Origin of the sequence: Candidatus Methylomicrobium oryzae (assembly GCF_016745425.1) — a bacterium.
GTDB lineage: Bacteria > Pseudomonadota > Gammaproteobacteria > Methylococcales > Methylomonadaceae > Methylomicrobium > Methylomicrobium oryzae.
In genome coordinates this window covers 47,737-64,913 of record NZ_JAERVK010000011.1, presented here as the reverse complement: position 1 = coordinate 64,913, position 17,177 = coordinate 47,737, and the positions used below count along the sequence as shown (strand labels likewise).

General features: G+C 60.5%; 13 protein-coding genes. 7 read left to right on the top strand and 6 right to left on the bottom strand.

Annotated features, from left to right (window positions below; translation table 11 throughout):
* Window positions 1–57 precede the first annotated feature (57 nt).
* The 5 genes from rapA to JJL52_RS13220 all read left to right on the top strand — a co-directional run bounded on the left by rapA (window position 58) and on the right by JJL52_RS13220 (window position 6,796).
* Complete coding sequence (gene rapA / locus JJL52_RS13240; RefSeq protein ID WP_202052953.1) at window positions 58–2,877, top strand: RNA polymerase-associated protein RapA; 2,820 nt, start codon at window positions 58–60, stop codon at window positions 2,875–2,877.
* Window positions 2,878–2,885: 8 nt separating this feature from the next.
* Window positions 2,886–3,230: a hypothetical protein gene (locus tag JJL52_RS13235; RefSeq protein WP_202052952.1), complete on the top strand. Its 345-nt coding sequence runs from the start codon at window positions 2,886–2,888 to the stop codon at window positions 3,228–3,230.
* Window positions 3,231–3,333: 103 nt separating this feature from the next.
* Window positions 3,334–4,161 carry a CvfB family protein gene (locus JJL52_RS13230; RefSeq protein WP_202052950.1) on the top strand — a complete coding sequence of 276 codons (828 nt, stop codon included), beginning with the start codon at window positions 3,334–3,336 and terminating at the stop codon, window positions 4,159–4,161.
* Between the two features lie 187 nt (window positions 4,162–4,348).
* Window positions 4,349–5,713, top strand: coding sequence for an MFS transporter (locus JJL52_RS13225; RefSeq protein ID WP_202052948.1), 1,365 nt, complete (start codon window positions 4,349–4,351; stop codon window positions 5,711–5,713).
* A gap of 54 nt (window positions 5,714–5,767) precedes the next feature.
* Window positions 5,768–6,796: a glycosyltransferase family 4 protein gene (locus tag JJL52_RS13220; RefSeq protein WP_202052947.1), complete on the top strand. Its 1,029-nt coding sequence runs from the start codon at window positions 5,768–5,770 to the stop codon at window positions 6,794–6,796.
* 9 nt (window positions 6,797–6,805) lie between these two features.
* Here the strand turns inward: JJL52_RS13220 and JJL52_RS13215 are convergent, their stop codons facing one another.
* The 6 genes from JJL52_RS13215 to JJL52_RS13190 form a co-directional block, all read right to left on the bottom strand.
* Window positions 6,806–7,240, bottom strand: coding sequence for an SRPBCC family protein (locus tag JJL52_RS13215; RefSeq protein WP_336885074.1), 435 nt, complete (start codon window positions 7,238–7,240; stop codon window positions 6,806–6,808).
* Between the two features lie 146 nt (window positions 7,241–7,386).
* Window positions 7,387–8,511, bottom strand: coding sequence for an ABC transporter permease (locus tag JJL52_RS13210; RefSeq protein WP_202052943.1), 1,125 nt, complete (start codon window positions 8,509–8,511; stop codon window positions 7,387–7,389).
* 2 nt (window positions 8,512–8,513) lie between these two features.
* Window positions 8,514–11,294, bottom strand: coding sequence for a ribosome-associated ATPase/putative transporter RbbA (gene rbbA, locus JJL52_RS13205; protein WP_202053076.1), 2,781 nt, complete (start codon window positions 11,292–11,294; stop codon window positions 8,514–8,516).
* Window positions 11,291–12,361 (bottom strand): HlyD family secretion protein, encoded by a 1,071-nt coding sequence (locus JJL52_RS13200; protein ID WP_202052942.1) that lies wholly within the window; start codon window positions 12,359–12,361, stop codon window positions 11,291–11,293. The genes rbbA and JJL52_RS13200 overlap by 4 nt, the downstream gene beginning before the upstream one ends.
* A 21-nt stretch (window positions 12,362–12,382) precedes the next feature.
* Complete coding sequence (locus tag JJL52_RS13195; protein WP_202052941.1) at window positions 12,383–13,798, bottom strand: efflux transporter outer membrane subunit; 1,416 nt, start codon at window positions 13,796–13,798, stop codon at window positions 12,383–12,385.
* Complete coding sequence (locus tag JJL52_RS13190) at window positions 13,788–14,396, bottom strand: TetR/AcrR family transcriptional regulator (RefSeq protein WP_202052939.1); 609 nt, start codon at window positions 14,394–14,396, stop codon at window positions 13,788–13,790. Before JJL52_RS13190 ends, JJL52_RS13195 begins: the two co-directional genes overlap by 11 nt.
* An 85-nt stretch (window positions 14,397–14,481) precedes the next feature.
* Here JJL52_RS13190 and JJL52_RS13185 point away from each other — a divergent pair, with 85 nt between their 5' ends.
* Both JJL52_RS13185 and JJL52_RS13180 read left to right on the top strand, forming a co-directional pair.
* The gene (locus JJL52_RS13185; protein WP_202052937.1) at window positions 14,482–15,507 is read left to right on the top strand and encodes an HlyD family secretion protein; all 1,026 of its coding nucleotides are present in this window, start codon (window positions 14,482–14,484) and stop codon (window positions 15,505–15,507) included.
* A gap of 2 nt (window positions 15,508–15,509) precedes the next feature.
* Window positions 15,510–17,099 carry a DHA2 family efflux MFS transporter permease subunit gene (locus JJL52_RS13180; RefSeq protein ID WP_202052936.1) on the top strand — a complete coding sequence of 530 codons (1,590 nt, stop codon included), beginning with the start codon at window positions 15,510–15,512 and terminating at the stop codon, window positions 17,097–17,099.
* Window positions 17,100–17,177: the final 78 nt, after the last annotated feature.

Here is a 17,177-nt window from a genome sequence, read left to right as displayed (position 1 = left end):
CCGACAAGGCTTATAATAACTGCCTTTATTCACATCTTAAGACGAGCGAATCGATCAATGGAAAATTTCATTCCGGGACAACGTTGGATCAGCAATACCGAATCGGAATTGGGACTCGGGCTGGTTCTTGAAGCGGCCTACAATCGGGTCACTGTACTGTTCCTGGCGACCGGCGAGAAAAGAATCTATGCGCGTGATAACGCCCCGCTGACCCGCGTCAAATTTTCACCCGGGGATACGATCGAAGCCATCGACGGCTCCAAAATTACCGTACAGTCCGTGTCCGAAAATAACGGCGTCATTACCTATATCGGCAGAAACAAGGCGGGCAAGGAATTCCGCCTGGAAGAAATGGAACTGAACCACCACATTCAATTCAACAAACCTCAGGACCGTCTGTTCACCGGCCAGTTCGATCCGCCGTCCTGGTTTTCGCTGCGCTACGACACCTGGCGGCGGCTTCGCGAACATCACCAGTCGCCGGTCAAGGGTCTGATGGGCGGACGCACCAGCCTGATCGCGCACCAAATCTATATCGCGCACGAATGCGCGAACCGGCTCGCACCGCGGATCATGCTCGCGGACGAAGTCGGCCTCGGCAAAACGATCGAAGCCGGGATGATCCTGCACCACAGGCTGATCAACGGACTGTCCAGCCGTATTTTGATCATCGTACCCGAGACGCTGCTGCACCAATGGCTGGTCGAAATGCTGCGCCGCTTCAATCTGCGTTTCAGCATCGTCGACGAGGAGCGCTGTCGTAACATCAATCTGGAGAACGAGCTCGCCGAAGAAGAGTTCGACGAGGAACCTCGTGAAAACGAAGACGTGTTCGTGAACGAACAACTGGTGCTGTGCAGCCAATCCTTCTTCAGCCGCTATCCGAACCGGCAGAAGCAGGCGCTGGAAGCGGGCTGGGATATGGTGATCGTGGACGAAGCGCACCATCTGGAGTGGAGCGAAGCCAATCCGAGCCCCGAATACCTGTTCGTCGAACAGCTCGGCCTGCAGACGCCAAGCCTGATTCTGCTGACCGCAACACCCGAGCAACTGGGCAAGGAGAGCCACTTCGCCCGTCTGCGGCTACTCGATCCGGACCGTTTCTACAGTTACAGCCGTTACCTGGAAGACGAGAAACACTTCGAGCCGGTCGCGAATGCGGCGCGCGCACTGCTGGCCGAAGAGACATTAACCGATGAAGCCGCTGCGGCCCTGCAGGCGCTGGTCAAGGACGACAATGTCGAAGGTTTGCTGAAAAACCTGAACAATCCGGAAAAATCCGCGCATGCCCGTGCGCAATTGATCAACGTGCTGCTCGACCACCACGGCACCGGCCGCATCCTGTTCCGCAACTCCCGGCATACGGTGCAGGGTTTCCCCGATCGCGAACGCTACGGCTATGCACTGGAAGGCCAGGAAAACCGGGACGACCTCGAACAGGACCCACGCTTTGGCTGGCTAGTCGATACCATCAAGCGCTTCGGCGACGACAAGGCGCTGTTGATCTGCAAGGAAGCGCAAACCGCGATCGACCTGGAACAAACGCTGAGGAACCGGACCGGTATCGCCGCAGCGGTCTTTCACGAAGGGATGACGATCATCGAACGCGACCGTGCGGCTGCCTATTTCGCCGACCAAGAAAGCTCGGCCCGCTTGCTGATATGCTCGGAGATCGGCAGCGAAGGCCGCAATTTCCAGTTCGTGCACCAATTGATCCTGTGGGATTTGCCCGTCAACCCCGATTTGCTGCAGCAACGGATCGGCCGCCTCGACCGGATCGGGCAGAAACACATCATTAGCATCCATGTGCCGTACCTACGCGGCAGCGAACAAGAACTGCTGTTCCGCTGGTACGACGAAGGTCTGAACGCGTTCCGCCATAACAATTCGGCCGCGCAGCACGTCGCGGACGAACTCGCGGCGGAACTGGATGCCCTGCTGGCGGCGCGCGACTTCGATTTACTTGACGGCTTTATCGCCAAAACCCGCGAGCGCAGCGCCGTAATCGAGGCCGAGCTCCATCAAGGCCGCGACCAACTGCTCGAACTGAACTCTTGCCGCAAAGACATCGCCGACAAATACATCGACGCATTGCAGCGCTTCGAACGGGAAAGCCATCTCTGGCAATACATGGAGGACGTGTTCGACAGCTACGGCGTGGATACCGAATTCCATTCGCCCGATTGCTTCATCATCAAACCGAGCGACCATCTGCGCACCTCGCACTTTCCGAGCCTGTCGGAAGACGGCATGACGGCCACGATCAACCGGTCGATTGCGCTGGCTCGCGAAGATTTCCAGTTTTTGACGATGGAGCACCCGATGGTGTCGGGTGCGATGGACCTGGTCATTTCCAGCGAAACCGGCAATGCCTCGATCAATGTGGTCAGACATCCGGGGCTGAAGGCCGGGCAATTCCTGCTCGAATGCCTATTCGTAGCCGAATGCAGCGCGCCGCCCGAACTGCAGATCGGCCGCTTCCTGCCGCCCACGCCGATCCGCGTGCTGATCGATCAGAACAAGCAGGACCTGACCGATACCGTCGATTATGACGACCTGATCGATGCCGGCATCACCTTCGACAAGAGTAAAATCGTCACTTTCATCAACAACCAGCGCCATCATCTGACGCAAATGCTCGGCGTTGCCGAACAACGGGCCCAAACCGACAAACAGGAGCTCGTTCAACATGCGGCCCGGGAAATGCTCGGCTCGCTGGCCGAAGAGATCAAACGGATGATGCGCCTGCAAAAAGTCAATCCGTCGATCAAGCCTGAGGAAATCGAGCATCTGAAAGATATGACGCTGCTCGCCCACGACAATATCGAATCGGCCGAGCTGAAGCTGGATGCGGTAAGGTTTCTAATCACTAATTAGGCGAAACAATGAAATTGCCGATACAGATTTCCCGATTGACGCTTTACGGCCTGTCCGTACTGGGAAGTCTGTATCTTTTCTCCCTAAACGGATATTTGAATACGCTCCGTTCCGAACTCCCCGTGCTCGCGGAATGGGAAATTACTCCTCCCTGGAGTGTTCGGGTAATGACCTCGCAAACATTCATATGGGGAGCCCCAATCCCGCTTCTTGGCACCATCGCAGCATGGAAGCTCAGAAATAATGCAAAATTAAATTTTTTGGTCTTGCTGGGATCAGTGCTGACAACCATTATTTTAGTGTTTTTTATTTTCCTTAATGAGCCATTGGAAGGCCATCTGGTATGCTGCTGAATTGCAACTTACTCCTGCGCCTATCAAACACTTGATCCTGCTAATTTAAGCTAAAAGAAGCAGCGGATTCGATCGAACGCTCCATTCAACTATTTCCCATTCCATGATCAACATTGGCAAAACCAACTCACTCAAGGTCGTCAAAATTCAAGGCCCGAATATTTACCTCGGTCTGCCCGGCTCGCCGATGGTGCTGCTGGCGGACAAAAAACCGTCCACGACCTATCAGGTCGGCGACAGCGTTTCCGCTTTCGTGTATATCGACGGCGAAGGCCATCTGGCGGCGACCCTGCAAAACCCTTTGGCCGAAGCGGGCGACATCGCCTGGCTGAAAGTCGTCTCGGTCAATTATTACGGCGCGTTTCTTGACTGGGGCATCCCGAAGGACCTTCTGGTGCCGTTCAGCGAACAAATCGCCGAAATGAAGCCCGGCCGGTCTTACCTGGTCAAACTGTACGAAGACGTCAAAGGGCGGATTGTCGCGACGACCAAGCTCGAGCGTTTCCTGTCGGATGAAGGGCCCGAGTTCAAAACCGGCCAGCAAGTATCCCTGTTGATTGCGGATCCTACCGAACTGGGCGTCAAAGCGGTCGTCGACCACACCCACTGGGGCATACTCTATCAGAACGAAATCTTCCGGCCGCTCCGCAAGGGCCAGAAGCTGACCGGCTACATCAAAAAAGTCCGCGACGATGACAAGCTCGACCTGACCCTGAACGAACCCGGCTACGGCAAGATCGAGCCTTTGGCCGACCGGATCCTGGCGGAGCTGGACAAACACGGCGGCGTACTGAAACTCGGCGACAAAAGCCCGCCGGAAGCCATCTACGCGGCCTTCGGCGCCAGCAAAAAAGCCTTCAAACAAGCGATCGGCGCGCTTTATAAAAAACAGCTGATCGTCATCGAAGACCATTCGATCCGGCGAGTTTAACCGTTGACCAGAATAATCGCCTTATGGGCTTATTGCTGGTCATTCCTTCAGGAGCTGCCGGAATGACAGCTTCTTGTATTAGCCCGATCGATTTGGATCGCCATCACGGCAAGGTGTTGAGTTTAACGGAAGTATGTTAGGCTGAGGGGATTCGAGCAAACGCTTTCACCCCAAGAGGAGCGATGCCTTGACGAGCCCCGATCCCGTCGATTCGGCCGCCGCCGGATTGCTGTCCCGAAAAACGATGGCGCTGTACGCCTTGCCGCATCTGACCGATGCGGTGATGACCCTGCCGATGGCGCTGTTCATCCCCGCTTTTTATGCCGGCGAAATGGGGCTGCCTTTGGCCGGCGTCGGCGCGATGATCTCCGTTTCGCGCATCTTCGACGTGCTGACCGACCCTGTGATCGGGACGATCAGCGACCGCTGGCACAGCCGCTGGGGTCGGCGCAAGCCCTGGCTGGCGGTCGGCACGCCGCTCATCATGTTCGCCACCTGGATGCTGTTCGTTCCGCCGAAAGAGGTTTCGCTGCTCTACCTGATGGCGTGGGCAAGCCTGCTGTCGATCGGCTATTCGATTTTCGACCTGCCTTACAAGGCCTGGGGCGCCGAACTGGCGACCGGTTACCGGGAGCGTTCGCGGATCGCCGCCTGGCGCGAAGGCTTCGGCGCCGCCGGCCAATTTTTGTTTCTCGCCGTCCTGGCCGCGATGGGACTGGCGGGACATACAGGCGGCAGCGACGAAATGCGCGCCATCGCGCTGATGGTGATCCTGTCACTGCCGCCGCTGGTCGCCGTCACGCTCTGGCGGGTGCCGGAACCGCCGCCCGAAAAATTGACCGGGGAAATTCTGATCGGCCGGTCGGCGCTGATTTCCGTGTGCCAAAACAGGGCATTTCTCCGCACGGTGATCGCGATCGTTCTGTTCGGGGCCGGACTGATGATCCAGGCAAGCCTGCATAAACTGGTATTGAAGCATGTAATCGGCAGGCCCGAACTGTTCGCGCCGCTGATTCTCGGCGAAACGCTCGCCTCGCTGGTCGCGATGCCGCTGTGGCTGCGGCTTTCGGACCGGATCGGCAAGCACCGGGCGGTCACCCTCGCCGCGCTCTGGGTCGGGTTCTGGAGCCTGCCGCTGCCTTGGGTCGGCGCCGGCGACATCGTATTCTACGGCACCCTGATCGTGCTGCGCGGCAGCAGTTTCGCAACCATCTTCTTTCTGTCCAATTCGATCGCCGCCGACGTGATCGACCAAGACACGCTGGATACCGGCAAACAGCGCACCGGCCTCTTTTTCGCGCTCTGGGGGATGGCAATCAAGCTGGCCGTGGCGCTCGGCGTGATGATGGGCACCGGATTTCCGGCCTTGTTCGGTTTCATCCCGAATGCCGCGAGCCATAGCCCGGCCTCGATCTCGGCGCTGATGCACATCTACGGCTGGCTGCCCGGCCTGATCATGCTGCTCGCTTTCCCGCTGCTCTGGAATTTCCCGATCGACGAAGTCCGTCACCGGGAGCTGCGCGCCCGAATCGAGGAGAGGCGGAGTTCCTAACCCAACGAGTGAATTATGTCCTTCCTCGCCATCATGACATAAGGAGCTGCCGTTTTGAGAATCGCCTTGATCACCGACGCCTGGCATCCGCAAATCAACGGCGTCGTCACCACGTTGACCCATACGATGGAAATGCTGCACCGGCTTGGGCACACGGTCGAGCTGTGCGCCCCGGACCGATTTTACACCTGGTCCTGCCCCGGCTATCCGAACGTCGGCCTGGCATTTTTGTGCGGCCCGCGCCTGCGCCCTACCCTTCAGTCCTTCAAACCGGACGCGATTCATCTGGCTTCCGAAGGCTGCGTGGGTTTCGCCGCACGGCGCTATTGCCGCGAAATGGGCTATCACTATACCACCTCCTTCCACACCCGCTTTCCCGAATATTTCAAGATGCGCATCGGCCTGCCGTTGTGGATCAGCTACGGCTACATGCGCTGGTTTCACAGTGAAAGCACGCGCGTGATGGTCACTACCGAATCGATGCGGCAAACCTTGGCCGACAAGGGCTTCGAACGGATGGTGATCTGGTCGCGCGGCGTCGACACTGAACTCTACCGGCCGCGCGAAAAAAATTTCCTGACGGACAAACGCCCGATCTTCGCTTATGTGGGGCGCGTCGTGGTCGAGAAAAACGTCGAAGATTTCTTAAAGCTGGAGCTGCCCGGCACCCAATATGTGATCGGTGACGGCCCGCAGCGGCCGGAGCTGGAAAGCAAATACCCGAAAGCCCGCTTCGTCGGCTTCCAGACCGGCGAAATGCTGGCGCAATACGCAGCCGCCGCGGATGTGATGGTATTTCCGAGCCGCACCGATACGTTCGGCCTGGTGATTCTCGAAGCCCTGGCCTCCGGCGTGCCGGTCGCGGCCTTTCCCGCGCCCGGCCCGATCGACATCATCGGCAGGGCCCCGGTCGGCGTACTCGGCGCCGATCTGCGGCAGGCCGCGCTGGACGCGCTGAAACTGAATCCGGCCGACTGCCGGCGCCATGCGCTGAATTATTCCTGGGAACAAAGCGCCCGCCAGTTCCTCGGCCATTTGACGCCGATGATCCGCGGTCCTCATGAGACTTATTTCAAAACCTGAATTTCCCGATCAATCCGCATGTGCGGCGGATGCCCATCCGGCCTGCAAACGATCGCGGCGGGTATCGAAGATGCGCGCCAGCCGATCCGCAATCAGCCAGCGGTGAACCAGTTCGCCCAGCCAACCGAGCGGCATCGCATAGAATATGACGTCTTCCAGCCGGATACCGTTCCCGGTTTCGGTCAGGCAGACCTCGTGGCTCCAGAATTTGAACGGCCCCACGCGCTGCTGGTAGACGAAGCGTTTCGGTTCGTCGCAGTGGCTGACTTCCGACAGCCAGGCCATCGGAATCCCGAACACTGCTATCATCCGGTAACTGATCATCAGGCCCGCATAAATTTTTTTCGGAACCTGGGAGGTGATTTCCACATGAAAAAAAGCCGGCGTAATGTCGTTTAGGTTATAAGGGGAAGAAAAGAAATCCCATGCTTCTTGTAAAGTCATGTTCAATTCCTGCCGCCGGTAAAGTTGATGAATCCGCATGATTTAGCTGATGCCCCCGTTCTCGCCTATCGCAAATCCCGCAGCATAACGTGCGATCGGACAAACGGAACAAGGACGTCAAAAAAAATCTCCGACTAAACCGGATTTCAGCCCATCGAACCGATAGTCTTCCGGAAACGGCTCAGCGCCAGCACGAAAAAAACACTGCCGATTCCAAGCAAGGCGAGAAACTGCGGCCAGACGGTTTCGAATCCCGCTCCCCGATAGAGAATCGCCTGCGCCAATGCCACAAAATGCGTCGTCGGAGCAGCAAGCATCAGATTCCGCACCGCTTCCGGCATACTCTCGCGCGGCGTCATGCCGCCGGATAACATCTGCAGCGGCAGCAGCACGATGATCGTTAACAGCCCCATCTGCGGCATCGACCGCGCCACCGTACCGAGAAAAATCCCCATCGAGGTGGCCGCGAACAGATGCAGCGCCATGCCCGCCACGAACAGCCCGATCGAGCCCTCGATCGGGACTTTCAAGATGCCCTGTACGACGAGGACGACCGAAGCGGTCGCCGCCACAGCCACGACCAGCCCCATCGACCACACCTTCGCCATCATGATTTCAAAAGGAGTCAGCGGCATCACCAGCAAATGCTCAATGGTGCCGTGCTCGCGTTCGCGGATCAGCGCCGCGCCGGTCAGGATGATCGACAGCATCGTGACGCTGTTGATCACTTCCATGACCGAGCCGAACCACATCGGCTCCAGGTTCGGGTTGAAGCGGGCGCGGATCTCGAGTTCGGCCGGAAACACGAACGGCGCACGATGCCCCTGCAGAAAGGCGGCCACCTCCCCGTTCACGATGTTCTGGATGTAATTGTTGCCGACGAAGGCCTGCGACATGCGCGTGGCATCGATATTGACCTGGATCGCAGGCGCCCGCCCGGCCAGCATGTCGCGCTGAAAGTCGGGAGGAATATCGAGCACGAAAGTGTACAAGCCGATATCCAGCCCCGGATCGGCGGCGTACGGATCGATGACCGCCGGCGTCTGGAAATAAGGCGGATAAAAGGCATTCTCGATCCGGTACGACAAGGGCGAACGGTCTTCATCGACGACCGCGATCGGCGCCTTGTGCAAGGCGCCCGGCAAGCCGGTCGCGGTCAGGTAGACCTGGCCGGTAAACGCGAAGGCGATCAGGGCCAACATCAGTCTGTCGCGGGCGAGGCTGCGCAGTTCCTTGACGCCGAGATGGAAAATGTTGAGCAGCGTCTGCATCATCAATGCTCCTGCTTGTTCAGCAGCATCACGCTCAAGCCGACGATCACCGGAATCGACAACACGATCGGCACCAGCGACGGCGCCAGCTCGACGAAGCCCAGGGCCTTCGAGAACGTGCCGCGGCTGATCGTCAGAAAATGGGTGGTCGGGAAGATCTCGCCGACGAAGCGCGCGCCGCCCTCCAGCGAGCCGATCGGATCGATCATCCCCGAAAAGCGCGAGGCGGGGATGATCGTGGCGAGGGCCGTCGCGAAGATCGCCGCGATCTGGCTGCGCGTGAACGCCGAGATCAACAGGCCCAGGCCGGTCGCAGCGGTCACGTAGAGCAGCGCGGCAACGGTCAGCATCAGGAAATTGCCTTTGTGCGGAACACCGAATACGAAGACGACGAATGCGCACAGCAGGAAGAAATTGACCATCGCCAGTGCGATGTAGGGGATCTGCTTGCCGAGCAAAAATTCAAGCCTGGTCACCGGCGTCACGTACAGGTTCAGGATCGAGCCGAGCTCTTTTTCGCGTACGACGCTGAGCGCGCTGAGCATCGCCGGGATCAGCATCAACAACATCGGAATCACTGCCGGCACGATCGCGGGCAGGCTCTTCACGTCTGGATTGTAGCGATAGCGCGTCTCGATCCTGATCGGCTCCGGCGGAACTTTGTCGGTCGCCCGGCGACGGACCTGCTCCGCCAGCCAGACCTGATGCATCGCCTGAACATAGCCGATCACATTCTCGGCGCGGCTCGGCATCGCCCCGTCGATCCAGGCGCCGATCCTGACGTTGCCGCCGCGCTCCAGGTCACGCGCAAAATTCGGCGGAATCTCCAGTGCCAGGCTCAGCTCGCCGCTACGCATGCGCCGGTCGAGTTCGTCGTAATCGGCAATCGGCGGCCGTTCGATGAAATAGCGCGAGCCGCCGAGATCGAGCGCATAATTGTTGCTGAGCAGGGTCCGGTCACGGTCGAGCACCGCGAAACGCAAATTCTCGACGTCCATGCTGATCCCGTAGCCCATCACGAACATCAACAGCAGCGTGCCGAAGAGCGAAATCGAACTGCGCAACGGATCGCGGCGCAGCTCCAGCGTTTCGCGCCGAGTATAGCTGAACAGGCGCATCAGGCTGAAACGTCCATCCTTCAGCCTTGGCCCTCTCTCCCCTGCCGGGAGTGGGGGGGAATAAGGGGAAGCGGACGAGGCATTCCCATTGCGAGGAACGTCCGCCGACTCGTCACCGATCCCGCCCGCTTTCTTCAGATAATCGATAAACGCCGCTTCCAGGGTCGGCTGGCCGCTCTGCTCGACCAGTGCCGAGGGCCTGCCGCTGGCGAGCACCTTGCCCGCGTGCATCAGCGATATCCGGTCGCAGCGCTCGGCTTCGTTCATGAAATGGGTGGAAATAAAGAGGGTGACCCGGTCCCGGCGCGAAAGGTCGACCATCAGCTTCCAGAAACTGTCGCGCGCGACCGGATCGACGCCGGAGGTCGGCTCGTCGAGGATCAACAGGTCGGGCTTATGGATCACCGCAACCGCCAGCGACAGGCGCTGGCGAACGCCCAATGGCAACGCATCGGGCAGTGCCTCCATCGCCGGCCCGAGCAGGAAGCGCTCGGCCATCTCATTGACGCGCGCCGGAATGTCGGCCGCGGGCAAATGGAACAGCTTCGCGTGCAGTTCCAGGTTTTGGCGCACGGTCAGTTCCGAATACAGCGAAAAGGCCTGCGACATGTAGCCGACGCGCTTGCGCGTGGCCAGATTGCCGGCGTCGAGGACCCGCCCGAACAGCCGCGCTTCGCCCTCGCTCGGCGGCAACAGCCCGGTCAGCATTTTCATCGTGGTCGACTTGCCGCAACCGTTGGAGCCGAGAAAGCCGAAGATCTCGCCCCGTTCGATGCGCAGGCTGACGCGGTCGACCGCCACGAAATCGCCGAAGCGCATGGTCAGGCCGTGCGCCTCGATCGCGATTTCGGGCTCGCCGCAAAGCTCGCGCGGCGGAATCGCCATGTCCTTGTGTCCCAGGCGTTTTGCTTCGGGCAGCAGCCGGATGAACGCCGTTTCCAGCGTTTCGGCATCCGTTCGGGTCCTGAGCTCTTCCGCCGTGCCGGTAGCGAGCACCTTCCCCGCATCCATCGCGACCAGCCAGTCGAAGCGTTCGGCTTCGTCCATATAGGCGGTCGAGACGAGTACGCTCATCCCTTCGCGGCGCGCCCGCAGCCGCTCGATCAGCTCCCAGAATTGGGCTCTCGACAAGGGATCGACGCCGGTGGTCGGCTCGTCCAGCACCAGAAGATCGGGATCGTGAATCAGCGCGCAGCAAAGCCCGAGCTTTTGTTTCATACCGCCCGACAGTTTTCCGGCCGGACGGTCGCGGAACGGCCCGAGGCCGGTGCTGTCGAGCAGTTCGGCGATGCGCCGGCGGCGCGCGGCCGGCGCGTGCCCGAACAGGCGCCCGAAAAAATCGACGTTCTCGTAAACCGATAATGTCAGATAGAGATTCTTGCCCAGCCCCTGCGGCATGTAGGCGATGCGGGGGCAGACCGCGCGGCGGTGCGCCGCCTCGCCGATATCGCCGTCCAAAACTTCGATGCGGCCCTGCTGCATTTTGCGGGCGCCGGTCAACAGCGACATCAGGCTGGACTTGCCGACGCCGTCGGGACCGATCAGGCCAACCATCCGGGCTCCGGGAATCTCCAGGCTCAAATCATCCAAGGCGAGACGCCTGCCGTAACGCAGGCTGACGTTCCGCACCCGGACCACCGGCCCAGCAGGCGTCCCGGCATTCACGGCGGCAGCCTGACGGCGAGCTCGGGCGGCCACTCGGCGGCGGGATCGATCTTGACGTAGGCCATCCCGGGCAGGCCGGTCTTGACCTGTTCGAGGTGCCTTTTCAGCAGCTCGGGATCGATCGCCGCGCGGACCCGGAACATCAGCTTCAGGCGTTCGACCTCGGTCTCGACGGACTTCGGGGTAAACTGGGCGACACTGGCGACGAAACTGGCCCTGGCCGGAATCACATAATTCGGCGCCGCGTCGAGCACGAGGCGAATATCGCTGCCCAACGCGACCCTGCCGGCGGCTTCGGTAGGCAAAAAGAAAGTCATGTAAACGTCCGACAGATCCACCATGTTCAACACCCGGCCGCCGGCGTTCAGCACTTCGCCGGGCTCGGCGACGCGATATTGGATTCGGCCGTCGCGGGGCGCCTTCAGGTCGCGGTCGTCGATATCGGCCTTCAGGCGCACGACGGTCGCCCTGGCGGCCTCGATCACCGATTGCGACTCCACCACCTGCGACTTCGCAGCCTCGATCCCCGCCTGCGCGGCCGCGACCTGGGCTTCGGCAGCCCGCACGGCCGCCTCCGCACCCAACATCCGGGCGCGGTTGTCGTCGACCTCCTGCTGCGGCGTCGCGCCTTCGCCGACGAGCCGCTGCGAACGCTTCAGGCGTTTGCGCGCGGCCTCCAGTTCGGCCTGGCGCTGCGCGACGACCGCCTGCGCGGCGCGGCGTTCGCTCTCGCGTTGAACAACGAGCGATTTCGCGCTCAGATAGGCGTTTTCGGCCTGCCGAACTTGGGCTTCCGCTTCGGCTTTTTGAGCCAGCAGCACGTCCGTATCCATCCGTGCAAGCAGTTTCCCTGCCTTCACGAAGTCGCCTTCGCGCGCCAGGATTTCGACGACGCGTCCGGGCGTCTTGGTCGCAATGTCGATCTCGGTCGCTTCGATCCGGCCATTGCCCGAAACGATGCCCGCGGGCAGCCCTGTTGGCCGCAGCAACCGCCAGGCGACCGCCGCGACCAACAGGGCGGCAGCGGCGAAAATCCAGGTCAATGTCGATTTCGTCTGTATCCTCATGAGCCGCTCCGCCGACCGGGATTATGCCGATTGCGTGCCCGCGCCGCCGCCCAGCGCTTTATACAACGCAATCAAATGGGTCGCGGCTTCCGCTTCGGAACGGGCCAGCTCGATTTCGGCCGCATAGAGCGCACGCTGCGCGTCCAGCACATCCAGAAACGAGATGACCCCTTCCTGGTAACGCAGGTTCGACAGGCGCACCGATTCTTTCAAGTCCGCCACCGAGCGCGCGAGCGTCTGGCGGCGGATTTCTTCTTTCAGGTAGCGGGTCGTCGCGGTTTCGGTTTCCTGAAGCGCTTCGAGCACCGCCTTTTCGTAGGCCAGACAGGCTTCCTTCTGCTTCGCATCGGCCAGATCGATCCCGGCGCGGATCCGGCCGAAGTTCAGCAGAGGCTGCAGCAGATTGGCCGCAGTGCCGTAGGAAAACGCCGCCGACCTGAACAACTGTTCGATGTCGGTGTTGCGAAACCCCAAAAAGGCCGACAGCGAAATTTTCGGAAACAGCTCCGCGATCGCCGCGCCCTGCATCGCGGTCGCGGCCGCGAGGCGGCGTTCGGCGGCGCGGAGATCCGGACGGCGGCGCAGTGTTTCCGCCGGGGTATCCAGAATCCCGAGCGGCACCGCCGCCGGGACTTTGCCTTCCGGGTTCAGTGGGCTGTCCAGCGCCCCGGGCCGCCGTCCCGCCAGCACTTCGAGCCGGCGCAAGGCCGACACCCGCTGCGCTTCCAGCGCCGGAATCTGCGCTTCGGTCTGAGCCGTCTGCGCCCTCGCCCGCACCACATCGTGCTTGGTGCCGACGCCCTCGGCATCGAGCCGTTCGGTCAGTCCCAGCGTACGCCGCTGCGATTCGAGGTTCGAGCGCGTGATTTTGAGCTGGTTCTGAACGCTGCGGAATTCGACATAACTGCGCGCTATCTCGGAAGTTAGCACGACCTGCGCCTGGCGGTAAAGATCCTCCGCGCCTTCCAGATCGGCAGCGGCGGCTTCGAGGCGCCGCCGCTGCCGGCCGAACAGGTCGATTTCCCACAGCGCATCGAAGCCGAGTTCGAACAGATTGAAGCGGATGCCGGGCGCGAATCCCGGAAACGGATTCTCGTTGCGCTCCGCGCCCGCCGCGATGTCGACCTTCGGAAACAATTCCGCGCGCGTTCCCCGCCGTTCGGCGCGTGCCTGCTCGATACGGGCCAGCGCGATTTTGACGTCGAGGTTTCCGGCCAGCGCCTGATCCATCAACCGGTCCAGTTCCGCATCGCCGAAACTTTGCCACCAGCGTTTCAACGCCTCCGCATCGGCTATCCTGACACCTGCTCTGGGCGGCATCGCTTCGGCTGCCAACCAATGGTCGGGGACGCTCGGCGCGGTTTTTTTATAATCGGGCCCGACCGCGCAGCCGGCCATCCCGGCAATCAGCAAATACCACGCAAGGCTAGGCTTCATACCCATGTCCTTTCAGAAAAAACGCCACGGCGGCGCTGATCATAGAGTCCTTTTCGCCCTCCTTCAACCCGTCCTGAAGCCCGAGCAGGCAGCGGAAATGCTCGTCCCCCTTCAACATGCTCAGAAACAGCCGGCTCGAACCCTCGACGTCGACGATCTTCAGAGCGCCGCCGACGGCCAATTCGGCCAGGTAGGCGGCCAATTGTTTCAATACCGGCTCGGGCCCCGAACGGTAAACCAGGAGGCCCAAATCCGGAAAATGCTGCTGCTCGGAAATGATCAGCCGGTACAGCTGCAACGACTCGGGCGCATAGATCAGGTCGACGAAAGCCCGCGCGATCGCTTTGAGTCCTTCTTCTGGATTCCGGTTGCCGCCGAGCGAGCGGGCGAGCGTCCCGAGCAGGGATTCGCACTGTTCGGCGATCACCGCCGCGAACAGGTCCTGTTTGCCCCGGAAATGGCTGTACAGGGTCGGCTTCGAAACCGGTGCGGCTTCGGCGATCGCTTCCATGCTGGCGCCGCTGTAGCCGTGCGCGAGAAAGGCCTGCCGGGCGGCGGCGAGAATGCTCTGTCGTTTGGATTTGGGAGCGTGGGTCATGAAAATAGCCAAAAAAACTGATTGCTTAGAGATCGATTTCGAGATTAAAATAAACTAAACCGTTCAGTTTAGCAATCGTTTCTTTATGCGCGCACAGTTCTACAAGACACCGCTGTTCTCGATCGGCATGCTGCTGCTTTTCGCCTCGGCCGGCGCATTTTATTGGCTCCAGTCCATCCGTCCGTTCGAAAGCACCGACAATGCCTATCTGAAGTCGCACATGAGCCTGATCAGCCCGAAAGAAACCGGTTATGTAAAGGAAGTGCTGTTCGAAGACAACCAGACGGTAAAACGCGGCAACCTGCTAGTCGTGATCGACGACCACGATTTCCGGGCCAAAGTCGCCCAGGCCGAGGCGCAGGTCCTGCTGGAAAAGGCGAGCGCCGAAACGCTGGAAACGGACAAACGGGCACAACAGGCAATGATTCTGGAAGAACGCGCGAACATCGCCGCAGCTGAAGCCAACGTCGAAAAAGCGGCTAAAGATCTGAACCGTTTTACCACTCTAGCCAAAGAAGGCGCCGTTTCCGCGCAAAGCCGGGATGCCGCCGAGTCGGCCTATAAACAGGCCAAGGCCGAGCACGATAAATTTCTTTCGGCCAGACAAGGCGAGGAAAGCCGGCTGGCTTCGCTGGACGCCCGTCTGAGCGAAAGCCGGGCCCGGCTGAAAGCGGCGGAAGCCGCACTGGAGCTGGCCCGGATCGATCTGGCCAATACCCGGATCGTGGCGCCGTTCGACGGCGTGGTCGGCAACCGCAGCGTGCAGGTCGGGCAGCTGGTGCAGCCGGGCAGCGCACTGGCTTATCTGGTTCCGGCCGACGGACTGTTCGTCGAAGCCAACTTCAAGGAGACGCAAATCGGCCTGATGCAGGCCGGCCAGACGGCAACGATCTCGGTCGATGCGCTGTCCGGTCGACGTTTCGAAGGCACCGTGGACAGTTTCGCGCCGGCGTCCGGCTCCGAATTCAGTCTACTGCCGCCCGAAAACGCGACCGGCAATTTCACCAAAATCGTGCGCCGGGTGCCGGTCAAGATCCGTTTCGAACAGAACGCTGACCTCAACAGGCTTCGGCCGGGGCTGTCCGCCGTCGTTCAGGTTCGCGTCCGCTGACCATGGCGGCCGTACTCGAAGCCGCTCCGGCGCCGGAAATCCAGAAGAGTCCGGGCGGCGTCACTCCCGAACAATGGCTCGGCTTCACAGGAATGGTGTTCGGCATCTTCATGGCGGTGCTGGACATCCAGATCGTCGCGAGCTCACTCGAACAGATCCAGGCCGGCCTGTCCGCCACACGCGAGGAGATCACCTGGGTGCAGACCGCCTACCTGGTGGCGGAAGTGGTGGTCATTCCGCTGTCCGGCTGGCTCGGCCGGGCGCTGTCGACCCGTTATCTGTTTGCCTTGGCCTGCGGCGGCTTTACCCTGATGAGCCTGTGTTGCGCGCTGGCCTGGAACCTGCCGTCGATGGTCGTCTTCCGGGCATTTCAGGGCCTCTTCGGCGGCGCGATGATTCCGTCGGTGTTTGCGATGATCTACACGCTGTTCCCGCCCCGCCTGCAGCCGGTGATGGGCATCGTCGTCGGAATGGTCGTGACGGTCGCTCCGACCGCGGGACCCGTGCTCGGCGGCTACCTGACCGAAGTGGTGTCCTGGAAAGCGCTGTTCCTGATCAATCTGCTGCCCGGCCTGCTGGTGACGCTGTCGACCTGGCTGTTCCTGAAGGTCGACGATCCTGACTGGACATTGCTGAAACGGATCGATTTTCTCGGCATCCTGTATATCGTGATATTCCTCGGCAGCGCCCAGTTCGTTCTGGAAGAGGGCGTGAAGGAGGAATGGTTCGAGAGCCGGGAAATCGTGTTTTTTACCGTCGTGGCGCTCGTCTCCGGAATCGCGATGTTCTACCGCGAACTGACGATCGCTCATCCGATCGTCGACCTCTGGGCCTTCCGGAACCGCAACTTCGCGGTCGGCAGCATTTTCAGCCTCATCCTCGGCAGCGGACTCTATACGATCATCTATCTGATGCCGGTCTATCTGGCCAGCGTGAAGGGTTTGAACAGCCTGCAGATCGGCCAGTACGTGATGGTGACCGGTCTGTTTCAATTCGTCTCGGCCTTCGCGGCCGGCATGCTCGTGAAAGTCCTCGATTCACGCCTGATGCTGGCTTTGGGGCTCATGCTGTTCGGCCTCGGCTGCTGGCTGAACGGCAACCTGACGCACGACGCGGGCTACTGGGAGTTTTTCTGGCCGCAGGCGCTGCGCGGCTTTGCGATGATGTTTTGCTTCCTGCCGATCAACACGCTGGCGCTCGGCACGTTGCCTCACGAAGAAGTCAAGAACGCAAGCGGACTGTATAACCTGATGCGCAACCTGGGCGGCGCGATCGGCCTCGCGGTCGCGAATACACTGATGATTCAGCTGAACAAGGAAAATTACGCGGTATTGCGCGAACACGTCACGCCGGCATCGCCCGAGGCCCGGGCCCTGCTGGGCGGATTGACTCAACGCCTGTCCGGCGCCGCCCTGCCCGATGCCGAACTCGCTGCGCTGAAGCAGCTTTACGGCCTGACGATGCGGGAAGCCGAAGTGTTGACGCTGAATACGATGTTTCACCTGCTGGCGCTGGTGTTTTTTGCCGCACTATTGCTGATGCCTTGGGTCATCAAGGTTTCCGCCGATGACGGAAAAGCGGAAGGACACTAAAAAGGAAGGAAGGAAGAGGAACGCGGAAAGGTAAAAATATAAAAATATCGGGAAGCGCGAAGCCTCCCGATAGCCTTT